The following is a 16,544-nucleotide window of genomic DNA, read 5'->3' on the forward strand; positions in this document are numbered from 1 at the left end:
GCGTAGTTTGCTATCAGCCTGAGCTAGATCAGGAAATCAGAGCTCGAAATATCGCCCCAGCCGTGACCGACGAAGGTGATCTGATCGCTGCCGATCTGGGCGACCGCATAGCCGTCTGAATCGGTGCTTTTTACGATATCGGCGAAAGACGAAATCGCGTCGTGGTCACGCAGGTCGATCTTGTCGGTGCCGGACAGGAAGCCGCTGACCCTGTCGCTGCCGAAGCCGTCATCGAAAACCATGCGATCGCGACCGCTGCCGCCGCGTAGCGTGTCGTCGCCCGTTCCGCCGATCAGCACGTCCCGTCCGCCCGAACCGATGATCAGATCGTTTCCGCTGCCGCCAAACAACCAGTCATTGCCTGCGCCGCCATCCACCCGGTCGTTGTGGGCGCCGCCGTTCAGGTTGTCGTTGCCGCCCTGGCCGAACAGGCGATCATTGCCGAGCTGGCCGAACAGCTTGTCGTCGCCGTTGCCGCCACGCACCGTGTCGCGCCCGACGCCGCCGCGGATGATGTCCTTGCCGTTGTCGCCGCCACCATTGATCAGATCGTTGCCGCCTTCGCCGAATAGCCGGTCCGGCCCGCCGCCGCCAAGGATGGTGTCGTTGCCGGTACCCCCTCGTACGATATCGCCGCCCTTTCCGGCATCGATCATGTCCTTGCCGGGTCCGGCGAGGATTTCATCCTTGCCGCCGCCCGCATACACGGTGTCGTCGCCGCCGAAGACCTTGAATGTCTGATCGCGGAAGTTGCCGTATTTGGCGTCGTTGCCTTCCGTGCCGAGGAACGGCTGCACCGTCGAAAAGACGTTCGGGCGGAACTCCAGACCATAGTCGAGACTTTGCGCACGGAACGTATCGTCGTCGCCCGCGAAGCTGATCCCGGAAACGCGAACGGTCTGTTCCATGTCGTTGGTGACGGCGTAGTTCTTCACCCAGTCGTCGCCATCGCCCTGGGTCGGATTGCGGACGATGCTGTAGCCGGACGCGTCGGCAAGCGCCTGCACAACAGGCTGGATCATGGCGTTGCCGTTGGCGGTGTTGTACCAGCCGCTCGTCCAGTAGACGACGATGCCGGCCCCGGGGATCGGCGTTTCGCCTTCGCCCATGAAGTCGAGCACGACAATATTGCATTCGCTGTTATCGCCAGTGCCGAAAGCGCTGGCATCGACCCGCACCTGCATCCGCGAGAGATTGTAGGGGGTTACGGAGAACCAGTCCTCCGGGTCGCTGCCGTCGATCTCCAGGCTGTCGAATTCCAGCATCCCGCTGGACGAGGAGATCATGATCGGCCCGTTGCCGGCAAAGGCGAGATAGCCGAGTTGCGTACGCGTCGCGAAGGTGTTGTTGGAAAAAATGTCGGACATGACGCACCTGTATGGTCGGGATTTTAAACCTTTTGTAACGAATGGTTTCTGGTGCGGATTTGATATCCATCAAAATGCGCAGGAAAAGTTCAATAAAAACAATGGTTAATTTCGAAAACCCTGACGTGCATGACGCGGCGTCAGACAATTGTTTCCCACGTTTTGTGCGAGGTCACACGATGACGCCGCGTCGGAGCGCGGTACGTGAGGGGGGGTCTAAATAAACAAGTGTGGACGGCTCAGTCGCCGGCGACGAAATAGTGCCAGGTGCCGTCCGGGCCGATGCCGATACGATAAAAGATGTAGGCGCCGTAGGTCCGCATTTCCTGCACGTCCGCTGCCGTGACGATCCGGTAGAGTTCGACCATCTGTGGCGGCGTCAACGCGTCGAGCGGATACTCGGCGAAGTACGGCCAGACGTATTTTTCCTGCGGCTTGCCGGCGTCGATATGCACCCAGCCTGCCTCGAGCACTTCGGTGAGGATCGCAAGCAGTTCCTGGCCGGCATCGTCGCCCGACGACTTCTTCAGGAACTCGATCGGATCGCCTGTTTCGCCAAACGAGAGCGTTGGCATCACCTCGTTTGATTCCAGAACAGCGCGCAGGTTTTCCGGGTCGCCGCTGCGCGCTGCCTCGAGGATTTCCTGCCGCATCTTTTTGACCCGCTCCGGCAAACCTTCTTCGCCATAGTGGACTTCCGGCAGGGGGCCGAGGTCGGCAGGCGGCGTCGCGGCGTCGACCGGCGGTTCCGCCGCATCGGCGGGCGCATCGTTGATGTCGGCGTTTTCATCCGGCTCCGCCGGGCTCGGCACCGCGGTATCCGACGGCGCGGTTTCCGGTGCCTTGTAATCCTCATTCGGCGTAATCGTGATGCGTTCGGTTCGCACTGCCGTCGCCGCCGATACCGTATCGGCCGGTCCCGCAACGAAGGCGAGGCATAGCAATGAAACAAAGACCAGCGGCCGGGACATAGGATCACTCCGGATCAACTGCGAACACATCGCGGCCATGCTAGCGCAATCGCCGGATTGACCAAACCCGCTTTTGGGGCAATGACAAATTGGCTGGCGCAAGCCGGACGGTAGTGTGTTGGCATTCGCAACGGTGATCGCCGGAAAGGTCGATAAGGTCGGGCACGGCTGTGTGGCCGAAGGGGAGACGATGTTCGCACTGCAATTGATCGTTATCGGCTTTGGCATCGGTATTGCGACGGCCGCCCCGGTCGGTCCGGTCAATATCGTCGCCATCCAGCGCGCGTTTCGCTACGGCTTCACCGCCGGTCTGATTGCCGGTCTCGGCGCGGTGATCGCCGACACCCTGCTTGCCACCGTCGCCGCGTTCGGCATTTCCGCGATTTCCGGTTTCGTGTCCGGCAATCAGGATATGATCCAGATCGTTGGCGGCCTGATCATCGTTGGCTTCGGCTGGCACGTGACCCGCGTGCACCCGCATCTCGATCTGACCAGAACCGGACCGCCCGGGGTGCTCGGCAGTCTCGTGACCACGTTCCTGGTGACGATCACCAATCCGGGGCCAGTGCTCGGTTTTCTCGGGATATTCGGCAGTCTCGGTAAATACGCGCCGGGGCCGGGCGACTATCTCGCCATCGCGCTGCTCGTTGCCGGCGTCGCCGCCGGCGGTGTCGCGTGGTGGATGTTCCTGTCCTGGGCGGTTTCTCACCTGCGCCAGAAGGTCGACGACACCTGGCTCGACCACGTCAATTCCGTCGCCGGCTGGGCGCTCGTCGTCATCGGTCTGGGTGTCGCGGGACGCGCACTCTTGGTCACGCTGACCTGATGGCCGGCGCGCGGTGGAGGTTTGCTCTATGCAGGTGGGCCGTGAGTTCGCGCGCTCGCGCTATTGGACGACGCGCTTGACGGAGAACTCGCCGCTCTGGATGCGGTCCGGCAGCCGCGCCGCAAATTCGCTGACCGCCGTCTCGCCATAGACCTCGACCAGTTCCGACAGCACGACGAACAGGGCCGTGTGGACGAAGACGTCGCTTTCGATGCCTTCCGATGCGGCCTCGTTCCAGGCATCGAAAATCAGGTCCAGAGCAGCCTGCTTCTGTGCCGTGAGGACCTCGTCCTCTTCAATCGCATGTGTTTGCATCGACGTCCCGTACCCTAGTAAGCGCGCCGTTTTGTCCCCGGCGGCCGAAATCCAAGGACGACCCTATCACGGGTTTTGCCGCACGTGAGCCCGAACGTGAAGAAAACGTTAACGCGATCCTAACGTTTCGAGGATTTGCGTTAACTCTTTGTGGAAAAGACCATGCGGTCGCGCCTCAGCGGGAATAGCGCGTCGCGATTTCCTTGGCGAGTTTCGCGCCTTCGTCACGGTAGCGCTGAAGCGCGCTCTCCGCCGATGGCGTGCAGCGCCTGTAGACCTGCGCGAAGCCCTTGTAGCCGCGATTGAAGCGATCGATGTAGAGACGCTTGCGCTCGCGGGCCGGGTCTTCGGCATCCATCAGCTCGCCCATCATGTCGCGCCACGGGCTTTTTTCGTCCGCCTCGCAGACGGCCGACAAATGGTGCATGGCGCCGAGAATTTCCGACAGCCTGAGCATCTGTTCTTCATAAGGCGGCGCCTCGACGCGCGGCGGCGGAGGTGCGGCGGTGTCGGTTTGCGCGAAAACGGAAAGGGGAGCGAGCGTGATGACCATCGCGGCCAATGCGATCACGCGACTGAGGTTCGCCGAAATGCGTCGCCCGGGAAAATACACGCGCCGTCCTTCAAATTGATCGATCGCCCGCCTCCTTCATGGCAAAGAGGCTCACGAGGCGCAAGCGGGGTTTATCCAACAAGATCGCGCGAGCGCAGGATGAGCGCCGCCGTGCCCTCGGTCAGGGCCATGTCGTTGAGTGCCTCCGGCGCGACCCAGGCAACGGCGGCGGCATCGTCGCCGGCGTGGGGTTCGCCTCCCGTGTAACGGCCAGCAAAACAGGCGACCGCATAGTGGCGCTCAACCGCGCCGGTTGGCGTGCGCACGATGATATCCGCAATATCGACGAGTCCGGCGATTTCCGCCGTCACCGCTGTCTCTTCCCGCAACTCGCGCAACGCTGCTTCCGCCGTCGTCTCGCCAAGCTCGACGAGACCGCCGGGCAGACTCCAGAGACCGGCGCGTGGCGGCTTCGCCCGTTCGGCAAGAAGCACCTTGCCGTCGTGCCAGACGGCAATACTGGCGCCCAGAAGCGGATGTCGTGGGAAATGGCGAATGTCGTTGCTGTCGCTGCTGTCGCCTGCGCCGGCCATGATCTGTCGCGTGCCCGCCGTTCGGGTCAGCCGAACAGCAGGTCGATATCGGCCTGCGCGCCGTCGCCGAGTGTGGCGCTGTCGGGCGCCGCGCCGCCATGAATGATGCCGCTCGTCTTGCTGACGGCGGGCTTCAGCGTTTCTTCAAGAGCGCTCGAAAGCAGCAGCTGGACTTCCGGGTTCGCCGGATCGCTTTCGCGCAGCATGGTCTGCAAGGCGGCAAGGCAGGCGTTGAATTCGTCGAGCACCGCTTCAAAGCTCGCCCGCACCATCGGGTCCGCCGCTTGATAAGCCTCGATCGCCAGTTCCTTTTCCTGGAAGTTGGTGTCCTCGAAGTGCTGGGCGTAGGTCTTCGGCTCCCATTCGAGCACCTCGGCCGCGCAATCGGGCATCGCCGGCACCATTTCGATGAGCATGATCGCTTCGTTGAAATGGTTGAGATAATCGGTCGCCAGCCATGTTTCGGGATGAATATTGGCCGCCGCCAGACGTTCCGGCGTCAGCCTGTCCTCATCCATCGTGCCTGCCGGCATGGCGTTCATCCTGTTTCCCCGGCAAAAGCCGTCTCCCTTGAGCCAGACACTATAGACGGGCGCGGTTGCGAAATGCTTACCTTCCCGTAATCATGTACGGGAGATGACGAATGTGTGGACGATTTGCCCTAACGGCGACGCCTGACGAGGTGCGACGCTGGTTCGGCTATCCCGAAACGCCCAATTTCCCTGCCCGCTACAACATCGCCCCGACACAGCCGATCGCGATTGTTCGCACCGAAGGGGGTGGTCGCCACTTCGCGCTCGTGCGCTGGGGTCTCGTTCCCTCCTGGGTGAAGGACCCGAACGAGTTCTCGCTGCTGATCAATGCGCGCTCGGAGACGGCGGCCGAAAAACCGTCCTTCCGCAATGCCATGAAGAATGGCCGCTGCCTGGTGCCGGCGAGCGGCTTCTACGAATGGCGCCGGCCGGATAGCGGCCCGAAGCAGGCCTACTGGATACGCCCGCGCGATGGCGGTCTGGTGGCCTTCGCGGGGCTCTGGGAAAGCTGGGCCGACCGCGACGGTGGTGACGTCGAGACCGGCGCGATCCTGACGACCAACGCGTCGCCGACGATTGCCGCGATCCATCACCGCATGCCCGCCGTCATCGCGCCCGAGGATTTCGATGCCTGGCTCGACACCGCAACGGTGCCGGCGCGCAAGGCCGTCGAGATGCTGAAACCCGCGCCCGACGATCTGTTCGAGGCGATCCCGGTCTCGAACCGCGTCAACGCGGTCCGCAATGACGATCCCGACCTGTTGAGCGAAATCGAGATCGAGGAGGGCAGCGAGCCGGCCCCTGCGCCGAAACGCGCCGCAGCTGGTGGCAAGAAGGCGTCAGCCAAGAAATCCCCGCCCGACGACGGCCAGATGAGCTTGCTTTAGCGCCCGCCGCCGCTACAAAATCCGCCCCGGATTGAGGATGCCGTTCGGGTCGAAGGTCGCCTTGATCCGCCGCATCATCTCGAGTTCGACCGGGCTTTTCACGCCGGGCAGAAGGTCACGCTTCAGGCGGCCGATGCCGTGTTCGGCCGAGATCGAGCCGTCGAGTTCGGCGACGATGGCGTGCACGACGGTGTTCGCCTCGTCCCAGCGGGCGAGGAAAGCTTCCTTGTCCGCGCCGACCGGTTGGGAAATGTTGAAATGGATGTTGCCGTCGCCCATGTGGCCGAACGGCACCGGGCGGCAGCCCGGAATGAGGTCGGTGACGGCGGCGATGCCGCGTTCAAGCAAGGTCGGGATCAGCGCGACGGGCACCGACACATCGTGCTTGATCGATCCGCCTTCGTGTTTCTGCACTTCTGACAGCGCGTGCCGGACTTTCCAGAACGAGGCGGCCTGATCGAGCGACTGGGCGACCGCGGCGTCCTCGACGATGCCGGCCTCGAAGGCCTCGGTGAAGATCTCTTCGAGCAGCGCCTGCGCTTCTTCCGCCGAGCGGCCCGAGGTCAGCTCGGTGAGCACATACCACTCGTGCTCGCCTTCGAGAGGCGAGCGCGCGCCCGGCGCGTGGCGGACCGCGAAAGTGAGGCCGATGCGCGGCATCAACTCGAACGCGGTGAGCTGCCGGCCGGCGCGCTGCTTGGCGATCTGCAACAGCTTCAGCGCATCTTCCGGCGAGGCGAGGCCGGCGAAGGCGACCTCCTGCGATTTCGGCGCGGGTTGGAGCTGCAGCACGGCGGCGGTGATGATGCCGAGCGTGCCTTCCGCGCCGATGAACAGGTGCTTCAGATCGTAGCCCGTATTGTCCTTGTGCAGCTTGCGCAGCCCGTTCCAGATCTCGCCGGTCGGCAGCACGACCTCGAGCCCGAGCGCCAGCGAGCGCGCATTGCCATAGGCGAGCACCGCGGTGCCGCCGGCATTGCTGGAGAGGTTGCCGCCGATCTGGCAGGTGCCCTGCGAGGCGAGCGTGAGGGGAAACATCCGTTCGACTGCGAGCGCTTCCTCATGGATGCGCTCGAGTGTGACGCCGGCCTCCACCGTCATCGTGTCGCTGTTGAGATCGATCTCGCGAACTTTGTCGAGGCGTCCGAGCGAGATGACGATCTCGCGCCCGTCCGGGTCCGGGATCTGGCCGCCGACGAGACCCGTATTGCCGCCTTGCGGCACCACCGCGACGCCAAGCTCGTTGGCGAGTTTGAGGATCGCGGAGACCTCTTCTGTGCTCCCCGGGCGCAGCACGACGGAGGTGCGTCCGGTGAACAGATCGCGCCACTCGCGCAGGTAGGGCACCTGGTCGGTGGGGTCCGTGACGGCGTAGCGCTCGCCGACGATTGCGGCGAAACGGGCAACGATTTCAGCGCCGGGAATGGCCGGCGAAGGGGAGGGCATTTTGTTCATGTCCGCTACTCTAGTCTGCCGCCTGCAATTCGTCGATGGCGGCGCCCGGACGCGGCGCCCGTCGAATCGATTTCTTCACTGCAAAGTGTAACCACCTGATATTGCGCGGTAATATTACGAACCTGAATCAATTTGTGAGCGCCATGTTGAATCGGTTTGCGAACAGCCGAGACTGCGCATGAAGTCGTTGACTCAATCCGTGAAGTGTTGCCGGGAGACCGCTCGCACCGCTTGCCTGACAAAGCGGGTTTCGCAGTGTTTGTCCTGATAATTCAAATGGTAACCCTCCGGCGCGCCGAGCGGAGCGAAATTAGCCGCCAAATGAAAGGCTGCCGCAGCCTTGCTCGCACCCCCTCGCCGTGAAATTGCCTCGCAGTCGCTTCGTGGGCGCTGGCGCTGGCGGATGGGCCCTCCGTCGCCTTGAAGCCCCGGCAAGCCTGTGCGATAGAAGCGCGCCCGCTCGTGAAGCGGGATGAAATTTGCGGCAAGGGGTACGGAATGGCCGAAGCGCATGGATTGATGGCGGGCAAGCGCGGTCTGATCATGGGCGTAGCGAACAACCGTTCGATCGCCTGGGGCATCGCCAAGGCACTCAGCGACAACGGTGCGGAGCTCGCTTTCACCTATCAGGGCGAAGCGCTGAAGAAGCGGGTCGAGCCACTGGCCGCCGATCTGAATGCGATCGTCGCCGGACATTGCGACGTCACCGACGAAGCCTCGATCGACGCGGTCTTCGCCGAGCTCGAGAAGCAGTGGGGATCGATCGACTTCCTCGTCCACGCCGTCGCCTTTTCCGACAAGGGCGAGCTGACCGGTCGCTATGTCGACACCTCGGCGGAGAACTTCGCCTCGACGATGATGATCTCCTGCTATTCGTTCACGGCGGTGGCGCAGCGCGCCGAGAAGCTGATGAAGAATGGCGGGTCGATGCTGACGCTGACCTATTACGGCGCCGAGAAGGTGATGCCGCATTACAATGTGATGGGCGTCGCCAAGGCCGCGCTCGAAGCGAGCGTGCGCTATCTCGCCGTCGATCTTGGCGGCAGCAACATCCGCGTCAACGCCGTCTCGGCCGGGCCGATCAAGACGCTCGCCGCCTCGGGCATCGGCGACTTCCGCTATATCCTGAAGTGGAACGAGTACAACGCACCGATGAAGCGCACCGTCTCGATCGAAGAGGTGGGCGATAGCGCACTCTACCTCTTGTCCGATCTCGGTCGCGGCGTCACCGGCGAGGTGCACCACGTCGATTCCGGCTACCATGTCGTCGGCATGAAGGCCGTCGACGCACCGGACATCTCGGTCGTCAAGGACTGAGCATTTAAAGCAACGCCTGCTTTCAAAACCCGCCGCCATTCGCGGCGGGTTTTTTATTGGGCAGTGAGCGCGTTGACGATAAGTATGAGGAATGTCTCCCGCTCGGCCGGCGGTGCATAGACGTCGGCGCCTTCCGAGATCTGCCGGTCGAGCAGTAGCGACGCATAACCGTGCAGCGATGCCCAGAATGTCGAGGCGAGCATCTCGTCTGCAATGTCCCTGGTGATGATCCCGCCTCCGCGCGCCTTCTCGATGACGGCAACCAGCGCCAGAAACGCCTCGTCGGCAGCATTCGCCAGCGCCGGGAAGGGCGCCCGGTTGCACACGTCGGGCCGAAACAGGATGCGGTAGGTTCCGGCATTGTCGACGGCGAAGGCGATATAGGTGCGCCCGACCTGCAGCAGCAACTCGTGCAGATCGGCATCGGGATCGCTCAGCCGGTCGGCTGAGTCCTCCAGATGCGCCTGCAGCGCGCGGAACCCGCGTAGCGCGATTTCGGCCATCAGCTCCGTCTTTGACGAAAAGTGCCGGTAGGCGGCAGTGTGGCTGACGCCAACCGCTCCTGCGACTTCGCGTAGCGAGAAGTCGGCGGAGGCGCGTTCGGCAATCATCTCGGTTCCGGCGACCACCAGAGCATCGGCGAGGTCGCCATGATGAAAGCTTCCACGCGCTTTGCGTCGGGCCGGCGCGCTCCCGTCCTTGCCATTGCCCGCGCCTGACTTGTCTGCGCCTGACTTACCCGCGCTGGATGTCCCTTCGCTCGGTCTTCGCCGTCCCGCTTCGCCGCCTTCGTCTGTCATCGCGTTTCCGTGTGCTGATTTAATGTTGACAGTGGTAACTTCACTCTCTATGTAAATGTAACCACTGGAAACATCAAGCATTCAAAACGCCGGGCGTCGCCGCTGCACTTTCTGCGGAACGATGTCCGCTCATTTTTCTGACAGGACGCGGGGATGCCTTGGACGGGCCCCGCGCGAAGGAGTTCGCCATGACGAAGATACTGGTTCTGACCGGTCACCCGAAGAACGACAGCCTGTGCGCGGCGCTTGCCGAGCGCTACGCGACGGCCGCCGAAGCGGCCGGCCACTCTGTACGCCGGTTGCGCCTCGGCGATATCGAGATGGATTCCGCCCCGCCCGATTTCAGCAAGTCGGAACGGGAATGGCTTGCCGACTGGGTGAAGGACGCGCAGGACGACATCTCCTGGAGCGAGCATCTGGTGCTCGTCACCCCGATGTGGTGGGGCAGTGTGCCCGCCGCGCTCAAACACTTCTTCGATCGCGTGCTGATGCCGGGTTTCGCGCTGCGCTACACCAAGGGCGGGTCCGGTTGGGCGCAATTGCTGAGCGGCCGCACCGCGCGCGTCATCATCACCGGCGACACGCCCTGGTTTTTCCTGCGCTGGCTTTACGGCAAGCCGATCGTCAAGGAGCTCCGTGCCCAGGTGTTCGAGTTCTGCGGTTTCAAGCCGGTGCGCACGACCTATTTCGGCCCGGTCGTTAAGTCCACGCCCGCGGGGCGCGAAAAATGGCTGACAGAAGTTCAGGGCCTCGCCACCGCCGCACAGTAGCGCTTTTGGGGAATATTTCGCCGCCGCCCTTGCATCCCGACGAACGCCTGTCATCTTTCCTGCGCTAGACAAGAGCGGCGTGTGGGAGGACGACATGAGCATCACGAACAGAACTGTCCGGCTGGCCCGCCGGCCGGTCGGCATGGTGACGGCGGAAGATTTCACCATCGCCGACGAGGCGTTGGAGGAGCCGGGCGAGGGGCAGTTTCGCGTTCGTCTCGACTATGTCTCGCTCGACCCCGCCATGCGCGGCTGGATGAACGACGCCAAGAGCTATGTTCGTCCGGTCCGCCTCGGCGAAGTGATGCGGGCCTATGCGGCGGGTATCGTCGACGTTTCGAACCATCCCGATTTCAAGCCCGGTGATGCGGTCACCGGGCTCTTCGGCGTGCAGCGCTACGCCATTTCCGATGGTCGCGCGGTGGCTCGTGCGGACACTAAGATTGCGCCGCTACAGACCTGGATCGGCGGCCTCGGCATGCCCGGCGTCACCGCCTATTTCGGCCTCCTTGATGTCGGCAAGCCGAAGGCCGGCGAAACCGTCGTCGTCTCGGCGGCGTCCGGTGCCGTCGGCGCCATTGTCGGCCAGATCGCCAAGGTTCTCGGCTGCCGCGCCGTCGGCATCGCCGGCGGGCCGGAGAAGTGCCGCCGCGTCGTCGAGGAATATGGCTTCGACGCCTGTGTCGACTACAAGGGCGGGGCGCTCGCCGAAGATCTGCGTGCCGCCTGCCCGGACGGTATCGACGTCTATTACGAGAATGTCGGCGGCGAGGTGCTCGAAGCCGTGCTCGGCCAGATGAATACCTTCGGGCGTATTCCCGTCTGCGGCATGATTTCCGGTTACAACGCGACCGAACCGTCACCGGCGCCGCGCAATCTGCGCTCCGTTCTGGTCAATCGGCTGACCATGCGCGGTTTCATCGTCTTCGATTTTGCAGAGCGTTACGAAGAGGCAATCACCGCGCTGACCATGTGGTTGGGCGAGGGGCGGCTGAAGATGCCCGAGGACATCCGCGAAGGCGGTGTCGATGCCTATCCGGACGTGCTCAACCTGCTGTTCACCGGTGGCAACCAGGGCAAGCTGATTTTGAAGCTCTAGATCCAACCTAAACCAAGAACGATCGACATAACCCGAGAGCGATGACCAGCATTCCCTTCTATTTCATCCGCCATGGCGAGACCGACTGGAACGCCGAGAAGCGCTATCAGGGCCAGACCGATATCCCGCTGAACGATACGGGAAGAGCCCAAGCGCACCGCAACGGCGTCACGCTGGCCGCCTATTTCGCGGAGAACGGGATCGATACGGCGGAGCTCGATTTCGTCGCCTCGCCGCTTGGGCGCACGCGCGAAACCATGCGGCTGGTACGCGAGGGACTGGGCCTGCCGGTCGACGATTTTGCGCTCGATGCACGGCTGATGGAGATCAGCTACGGGCTTTGGGAGGGCAACACGATTCCCGAGCTTGACGAAAGACTGCCCGGCGAAGTCGCGCGGCGTCGTGCCAGCCGCTGGGCCTATCGCCCGCCCGAGGGCGAGACATACGCTGAACTGACGGCGCGCGTCGAGGAATGGCTTGGCGAATTGCGCCGACCCGCCGTCGTCGTTGCCCACGGCGGCACAAGCCGGGTCTTGCGCGGGCTGCTGCTCGATGTCGAACCGGACGACATCCCGATCCTCGACGTCCCGCAGGACAAGGTCTTCGTCTGGCGCGGCACCGACTACCTCTGGATCTGATCCTGAACGGCGCACTCAGATCGTTCGAGCGGGCGGACCGTGCCGGGCGTCAAGCTGGCGGCACGGCCTTCGTTGGGTCCGGCTATTCCGTGATGGCGACGTCGAGGGCGATCTTTTCGCCTTCCACGACCTCATAGTCGACCAGAACCTTGGTGCCGGGCTCGAGGCCTTCCACGTTGAATTCTTCCGGCAGCAGGAATTCGGTGCCGTCGGTCAGCATTAGGATACCGTCGTCGTTGATGCCGGCGATGATGCCTTCGAGTTCGTCGGCGCTGGCCGCGATCGGGGCAAGGCCGAGCGTTGCGAAGAGGGTGAGCGAAGCGAGGAGCTTGCGCATGGATGTGTCTCCAAAAAAGAAAAGCACCGAACGCCATCGCCGCCGCTGAAATGAGCGTGCCGGATCGAAGGTCGGCAAATCGCTATTGATGGAAAATCCGGCACGGCGCAATTGACTGAAAAATATATTTTTTTGCTCCGAAAAAAGCCGCAATTCTTGCTCGTTCGATGAGCCGTTTCCCGTCGCGACCCCATGCCCGCTTTCAAGGAGACTGCGACATCTTGTGGGTGGTCAGCTCCCGCGAGTTGCTCTTAAAACGTGCTTGAAACTGCAATTTCGGGGGGAAATGACGAGATGTGCGCAACGAAAAAGGCAATTGGCGTCCTTGGGATGCTGATTTCGCTGGCGTTTCTGGCGGCGGGGCCGGCCTATGCCGAGTCGGCCAAGGACGTGACTGTGCGGGCAGGGCGGACGACGGCCGTTCATGGTTTCATCTACTACCTGCTCGGCTCGTGCAGTACGGCTCTGGCAGTTGAACCTTCCATCCGCACGGCGCCGCAGCATGGAACGACGAAGTTCATTCGCAAACAAACCGTCCGCCCGAAAGATGCAACGCACTGTCCCGGCAGGAAAGTGACCGCCCACTACGTCCTGTACACGCCGAAGCGCGGATATCGCGGCCCCGACTCCCTCGTGGTCGACTACCGCTACCACGCGAATGTCGTCACAGCGCGCATGGTCACCCGGTCCTTCGCCGTCAACATCACGGTGAAATGACGGCGCGAAGTCGTCACCGTTCAAGTCGATGTGAAGTTGGATATCCGCTCGTTCGCACTATCTTGGGTCTCATGACGATCCACTGCAAAAGTGGACGTTGAGATGCGCATCAACACGAGGGGAACCGCGATGTGTGACGAAATTGGATGTGGTGCCGACTTTTCCCATATGCCGCCGATCGAGATTCCGGACGCCGACCGGCGCGCCTTTCTCGCCGGCGTCGCCGCATTGCCGCTGGCGGCCGTGCTGTTCGACCCGACGCTCGCCGCCGCCGCCGCCGACGGACTTGAGGAAGTCTCGGTAACGCTTTCCGGCGGCCAGACGGTCAAGGCCTCGCTCGCGATGCCGGCAAAGACGCCGGCGCCGGCCGTTGTGCTGATCCACGAATGGTGGGGCCTCAACGATCAGATCAAGGCGGTTGCCGCCGAATACGCCAAGCAGGGCTACGTTGCCCTTGCCGTCGATCTCTATGGCGGCGGTGTCGGCACCAACCGGGATGAGGCGATGTCTCTGATGAAGGGTCTCGACCCGGCGGTCGCCACCGAGACGATGGTCGTCTGGGTCGACTGGCTGAAGAACAACGACAAGACGACCGGCAAGGTCGGCACCGTCGGCTGGTGCTTCGGCGGTGGCTGGTCGCTCAATACCTCGCTCGCAACGCCGGTCGACGCCACCGTGATCTATTACGGCAACGTCGCCAAGACGGCAGACCAGCTCGCCTCGCTGCAGAGCCCCGTGCTCGGTCATTTCGGCACGCTCGACAAGAACATCAACGAGGAGATGGTCGGCGGTTTTGAAAAGGCGATGGCGGATGCCGGCAAGGCCGGTCAGTTGACGGTGCACTGGTACGAGGCGAACCACGCCTTCGCCAATCCGAGTGGCGCGCGCTACGACGCCGAGGACGCGGCGCTCGCGTGGACACGGACGCTTGAGTTCCTGAAAGCCAATCTGTCCTAAAAAGATCCGGCCGGCGCTCGTTGCCACAAAGTAACGGGCGCCGGTCACTACCGTTTCAGCCTTATTCCGCCGCGGCCATGTCCTGCGTGTCCCGCTGCTGATCCCGGTAGAACTGCCCCCATTCCGACATTGCGACCAGAACAGGTTTGAGCGTCTCGCCAAGCGGGCTCAGCGAATATTCCACGTGTGGCGGCACCACTTCGAAGACCTGGCGCAGGATGAGGCCGTCAGCCTCCAGCTCTCGCAAGCTGAGGGTCAGCATCCGCTGCGTGATGTTCGGCAGGGTCCGACGTAGCGCGTTGAAGCGGGCCGGCTTGTCGTAAAGATGATAGAGGATCAAAGGCTTCCAGCGTCCACCCAGAATTTCCAGCGTCGTCGTCACCGGACAATTCTCGAATTCGTGCTCAACGGCCATGGCATCGCTCCAATTCCGGGCGGTTCATCGAACGCACCCGAGTAGTATACTTTCTGTGCCTACATATCAAAAATGTGCGTAATTGCCAAAAAGATCCTGTCTCCCAACTATGGAGGGCAACGGTTCAACACGATCGCTCGCCCAAACCGGCGGCGGCTTAGAGACAGGAGAAAGTTTACATGGCAAATGGCGTGCAGGCGGAAGTCGCAATCGTCTTCCATAGCGGCTACGGCCACACCCGGGTTCAGGCGGAAGCGGTTCGCCAGGGCATCGATGACGTCGAAGGCGTTACCGCCCACTTCATCCCGGTCGAGGAGGTCGACGACAAGTTCGAGCTGCTCGAAACGGTCGATGGAATCATCTTCGGCGCACCGACCTATATGGGCAGCGCCTCGGCGCCGTTTAAGGAGTTCATGGACAAGAGCTCGAAGGTCTGGTTCGAGCAGAAGTGGAAGGACAAGCTCGCGGCCGGCTTCACTAACTCCGGCAGCCAGTCGGGCGACAAGCTTTCCACCCTCAATCAGTTCGCCATCTTTGCCGCCCAGCACGGCATGAACTGGATCAATCTCGGTCTTATGCCGGGCAACAACTCGTCGAAGGGCAGCCCGGAAGATCTCAACCGCATTGGCGGTTATATCGGCGCGATGGCGCAGTCGGATGTCGATGTCGGCGCCGATGTCGCACCGCCGCTGGCCGACCGCAAGACCGCGCAGCATCTCGGCAAGCGCGTCGCCGAATCGGCACTTCGCTGGAAGGCTGGTGCGAGCGCCGTGAAGGCGGACTAAGTCACGGAAAACAGGTTCCCCGCGCGAGCGGAAGACGCGGCGCGAATTGACGTGACCGCGTCTTCCCCCATAAAAGGTCGATCGCAATGAGAAAGCACCTGATCGACCATGTCGCATAACACCTTCGGCCACCTTTTCCGCGTGACCACCTGGGGCGAGAGCCATGGGCCCGCGATCGGCTGCGTCGTCGACGGCTGTCCGCCGCGCCTTGCCGTGTCCGAAGAAGAAATCCAGGCCTTCCTCGACAAGCGTCGTCCGGGCCAGTCGCGCTTCACCACGCAGCGCCAGGAGCCCGATCAGGTGCGCATTCTGTCGGGCGTCATGCCCGATGCCGAGACAGGTCAGTTGCTGACCACCGGCACGCCGATTTCACTGATGATCGAAAATGTCGATCAGCGCTCGAAGGACTACTCCGAGATTTCCGAGCGCTATCGCCCCGGCCATGCCGATCTCGCCTACGATGCCAAATACGGCATCCGCGACTATCGCGGCGGCGGCCGCTCGTCGGCCCGCGAAACCGCGATGCGGGTCGCTGCCGGCGCCATTGCCCGCAAGGTTGTGCCCGGTATGTCGATCCGCGCCGCGCTGGTTCAGGTCGGCCCGCTCAAGATCGACCGCAGCCGCTGGAACTGGAACGAGGTCGACAACAATCCCTTCTTCTGCCCTGACCCGGTGATGGCGGAAGAGTGGGCGACCTATCTCGATGGTATCCGCAAGGCCGGTTCCTCGATCGGCGCCGTCGTCGAAGTCATCGCCGAAGGCGTCCCGGCGGGGCTTGGCGCGCCGATCTACGCCAAGCTTGATCAGGATATCGCGAGCGCGATGATGTCGATCAACGCCGTCAAGGGCGTTGAGATCGGCGCCGGCTTCGATGCCGCCGCGCTGACGGGCGAAGAAAACGCCGACGAAATCCGTATCGGCAATGACGGTCGGCCGATCTTCCTGTCGAACAATGCCGGCGGCATTCTCGGCGGCATTTCGAGCGGCCAGCCGATTGTCGCCCGTTTTGCGGTTAAGCCGACCTCGTCGATCCTGACCCCGCGCCGCTCGATCACCCGCTCCGGTCAGGAGGTCGAGGTGTTCACCAAGGGGCGCCACGACCCGTGCGTCGGCATTCGCGCCGTGCCGGTTGGCGAGGCGATGATGGCCTGCGTCATCGCCGATCACTATTTGCGTCATCGCGGCCAGGTTGGTCCGGCGGACGCGTGA

At 62.9% G+C, this 16,544-nt stretch carries 20 protein-coding genes; 10 read left to right on the forward strand and 10 right to left on the reverse strand.

What is annotated here, in order from left to right; all coding sequences use genetic code 11:
• Positions 1–23: 23 nt before the first annotated feature.
• A complete protein-coding gene (locus C0606_16475; protein PLX36288.1) occupies positions 24–1,367 on the reverse strand; it encodes a hypothetical protein in 1,344 nt (447 codons plus the stop codon).
• Positions 1,368–1,606: 239 nt separating this feature from the next.
• A complete protein-coding gene (locus tag C0606_16480) occupies positions 1,607–2,338 on the reverse strand; it encodes a hypothetical protein (GenBank protein PLX36289.1) in 732 nt (243 codons plus the stop codon).
• Positions 2,339–2,528: 190 nt separating this feature from the next.
• Between C0606_16480 and C0606_16485 the strand changes: the two genes are divergently transcribed.
• Complete coding sequence (locus C0606_16485) at positions 2,529–3,164, forward strand: lysine transporter LysE (protein ID PLX36393.1); 636 nt, start codon at positions 2,529–2,531, stop codon at positions 3,162–3,164.
• Between the two features lie 60 nt (positions 3,165–3,224).
• Here the strand turns inward: C0606_16485 and C0606_16490 are convergent, their stop codons facing one another.
• The 4 genes from C0606_16490 to C0606_16505 all read right to left on the reverse strand — a co-directional run bounded on the left by C0606_16490 (position 3,225) and on the right by C0606_16505 (position 5,143).
• Positions 3,225–3,479 carry a hypothetical protein gene (locus C0606_16490; GenBank protein PLX36290.1) on the reverse strand — a complete coding sequence of 85 codons (255 nt, stop codon included), beginning with the start codon at positions 3,477–3,479 and terminating at the stop codon, positions 3,225–3,227.
• A gap of 175 nt (positions 3,480–3,654) precedes the next feature.
• Positions 3,655–4,050 (reverse strand): TIGR02301 family protein, encoded by a 396-nt coding sequence (locus tag C0606_16495; protein PLX36291.1) that lies wholly within the window; start codon positions 4,048–4,050, stop codon positions 3,655–3,657.
• Positions 4,051–4,163: 113 nt separating this feature from the next.
• Entirely contained in the window at positions 4,164–4,625 is a 462-nt protein-coding gene (locus C0606_16500) for an NUDIX hydrolase (protein PLX36292.1), read from the reverse strand.
• A gap of 26 nt (positions 4,626–4,651) precedes the next feature.
• Positions 4,652–5,143, reverse strand: a complete 492-nt coding sequence (locus C0606_16505; GenBank protein ID PLX36394.1) for a hypothetical protein — start codon at positions 5,141–5,143, stop codon at positions 4,652–4,654.
• 125 nt (positions 5,144–5,268) lie between these two features.
• On the opposite strand from C0606_16505, the gene C0606_16510 reads away from it, so the two are divergent.
• Positions 5,269–6,045, forward strand: coding sequence for a DUF159 family protein (locus tag C0606_16510; protein PLX36293.1), 777 nt, complete (start codon positions 5,269–5,271; stop codon positions 6,043–6,045).
• Positions 6,046–6,057: 12 nt separating this feature from the next.
• Here C0606_16510 and C0606_16515 read toward each other — a convergent pair whose 3' ends face one another.
• Entirely contained in the window at positions 6,058–7,500 is a 1,443-nt protein-coding gene (locus C0606_16515) for a hydroxyacid dehydrogenase (GenBank protein PLX36294.1), read from the reverse strand.
• A 498-nt stretch (positions 7,501–7,998) separates the two neighbouring features.
• Here C0606_16515 and C0606_16520 point away from each other — a divergent pair, with 498 nt between their 5' ends.
• Positions 7,999–8,817: an enoyl-[acyl-carrier-protein] reductase FabI gene (locus C0606_16520; GenBank protein PLX36295.1), complete on the forward strand. Its 819-nt coding sequence runs from the start codon at positions 7,999–8,001 to the stop codon at positions 8,815–8,817.
• A gap of 53 nt (positions 8,818–8,870) precedes the next feature.
• Here C0606_16520 and C0606_16525 read toward each other — a convergent pair whose 3' ends face one another.
• Positions 8,871–9,698 carry a hypothetical protein gene (locus tag C0606_16525; GenBank protein ID PLX36296.1) on the reverse strand — a complete coding sequence of 276 codons (828 nt, stop codon included), beginning with the start codon at positions 9,696–9,698 and terminating at the stop codon, positions 8,871–8,873.
• A 107-nt stretch (positions 9,699–9,805) separates the two neighbouring features.
• Here C0606_16525 and C0606_16530 point away from each other — a divergent pair, with 107 nt between their 5' ends.
• From C0606_16530 to C0606_16540, 3 genes are all read left to right on the forward strand, one after another.
• Positions 9,806–10,387, forward strand: a complete 582-nt coding sequence (locus tag C0606_16530) for an NADPH:quinone reductase (GenBank protein PLX36297.1) — start codon at positions 9,806–9,808, stop codon at positions 10,385–10,387.
• Positions 10,388–10,481: 94 nt separating this feature from the next.
• Entirely contained in the window at positions 10,482–11,486 is a 1,005-nt protein-coding gene (locus tag C0606_16535; protein PLX36298.1) for an NADP-dependent oxidoreductase, read from the forward strand.
• A 41-nt stretch (positions 11,487–11,527) separates the two neighbouring features.
• A complete protein-coding gene (locus tag C0606_16540) occupies positions 11,528–12,124 on the forward strand; it encodes a histidine phosphatase family protein (GenBank protein PLX36299.1) in 597 nt (198 codons plus the stop codon).
• Between the two features lie 82 nt (positions 12,125–12,206).
• On the opposite strand, the gene C0606_16545 is transcribed toward C0606_16540, so the two are convergent.
• On the reverse strand, positions 12,207–12,572 hold the full coding sequence (locus C0606_16545) for a hypothetical protein (protein PLX36300.1): 366 nt from the start codon (positions 12,570–12,572) through the stop codon (positions 12,207–12,209).
• 183 nt (positions 12,573–12,755) lie between these two features.
• On the opposite strand from C0606_16545, the gene C0606_16550 reads away from it, so the two are divergent.
• Both C0606_16550 and C0606_16555 read left to right on the forward strand, forming a co-directional pair.
• A complete protein-coding gene (locus C0606_16550) occupies positions 12,756–13,178 on the forward strand; it encodes a hypothetical protein (protein PLX36301.1) in 423 nt (140 codons plus the stop codon).
• Between the two features lie 129 nt (positions 13,179–13,307).
• A complete protein-coding gene (locus C0606_16555) occupies positions 13,308–14,135 on the forward strand; it encodes a dienelactone hydrolase (protein ID PLX36302.1) in 828 nt (275 codons plus the stop codon).
• 61 nt (positions 14,136–14,196) lie between these two features.
• Here the strand turns inward: C0606_16555 and C0606_16560 are convergent, their stop codons facing one another.
• Complete coding sequence (locus C0606_16560; protein ID PLX36303.1) at positions 14,197–14,550, reverse strand: ArsR family transcriptional regulator; 354 nt, start codon at positions 14,548–14,550, stop codon at positions 14,197–14,199.
• A 179-nt stretch (positions 14,551–14,729) separates the two neighbouring features.
• On the opposite strand from C0606_16560, the gene C0606_16565 reads away from it, so the two are divergent.
• Positions 14,730–15,335, forward strand: a complete 606-nt coding sequence (locus C0606_16565; protein ID PLX36304.1) for an NADPH-dependent FMN reductase — start codon at positions 14,730–14,732, stop codon at positions 15,333–15,335.
• A 108-nt stretch (positions 15,336–15,443) separates the two neighbouring features.
• The gene (locus C0606_16570; GenBank protein PLX36305.1) at positions 15,444–16,544 is read left to right on the forward strand and encodes a chorismate synthase; all 1,101 of its coding nucleotides are present in this window, start codon (positions 15,444–15,446) and stop codon (positions 16,542–16,544) included.

It is taken from the genome of Hyphomicrobiales bacterium, assembly GCA_002869065.1.
GTDB lineage: Bacteria > Pseudomonadota > Alphaproteobacteria > Rhizobiales > Rhodobiaceae > Rhodobium.

Coding starts and splice junctions, on each gene's coding strand:
- C0606_16525 (PLX36296.1), bottom strand. CDS start 9,698: ATGCTTGATGTTTCCAGTGGTTACATTTACATAGAGAGTGAAGTTACC.
- C0606_16565 (PLX36304.1), top strand. CDS start 14,730: ATGGCAAATGGCGTGCAGGCGGAAGTCGCAATCGTCTTCCATAGCGGC.
- C0606_16480 (PLX36289.1), bottom strand. CDS start 2,338: ATGTCCCGGCCGCTGGTCTTTGTTTCATTGCTATGCCTCGCCTTCGTT.
- C0606_16520 (PLX36295.1), top strand. CDS start 7,999: ATGGCCGAAGCGCATGGATTGATGGCGGGCAAGCGCGGTCTGATCATG.
- C0606_16535 (PLX36298.1), top strand. CDS start 10,482: ATGAGCATCACGAACAGAACTGTCCGGCTGGCCCGCCGGCCGGTCGGC.
- C0606_16505 (PLX36394.1), bottom strand. CDS start 5,143: ATGGATGAGGACAGGCTGACGCCGGAACGTCTGGCGGCGGCCAATATT.
- C0606_16570 (PLX36305.1), top strand. CDS start 15,444: ATGTCGCATAACACCTTCGGCCACCTTTTCCGCGTGACCACCTGGGGC.
- C0606_16555 (PLX36302.1), top strand. CDS start 13,308: ATGTGTGACGAAATTGGATGTGGTGCCGACTTTTCCCATATGCCGCCG.
- C0606_16515 (PLX36294.1), bottom strand. CDS start 7,500: ATGAACAAAATGCCCTCCCCTTCGCCGGCCATTCCCGGCGCTGAAATC.
- C0606_16485 (PLX36393.1), top strand. CDS start 2,529: ATGTTCGCACTGCAATTGATCGTTATCGGCTTTGGCATCGGTATTGCG.
- C0606_16550 (PLX36301.1), top strand. CDS start 12,756: ATGTGCGCAACGAAAAAGGCAATTGGCGTCCTTGGGATGCTGATTTCG.
- C0606_16510 (PLX36293.1), top strand. CDS start 5,269: ATGTGTGGACGATTTGCCCTAACGGCGACGCCTGACGAGGTGCGACGC.
- C0606_16475 (PLX36288.1), bottom strand. CDS start 1,367: ATGTCCGACATTTTTTCCAACAACACCTTCGCGACGCGTACGCAACTC.
- C0606_16530 (PLX36297.1), top strand. CDS start 9,806: ATGACGAAGATACTGGTTCTGACCGGTCACCCGAAGAACGACAGCCTG.
- C0606_16490 (PLX36290.1), bottom strand. CDS start 3,479: ATGCAAACACATGCGATTGAAGAGGACGAGGTCCTCACGGCACAGAAG.
- C0606_16560 (PLX36303.1), bottom strand. CDS start 14,550: ATGGCCGTTGAGCACGAATTCGAGAATTGTCCGGTGACGACGACGCTG.
- C0606_16500 (PLX36292.1), bottom strand. CDS start 4,625: ATGGCCGGCGCAGGCGACAGCAGCGACAGCAACGACATTCGCCATTTC.
- C0606_16540 (PLX36299.1), top strand. CDS start 11,528: ATGACCAGCATTCCCTTCTATTTCATCCGCCATGGCGAGACCGACTGG.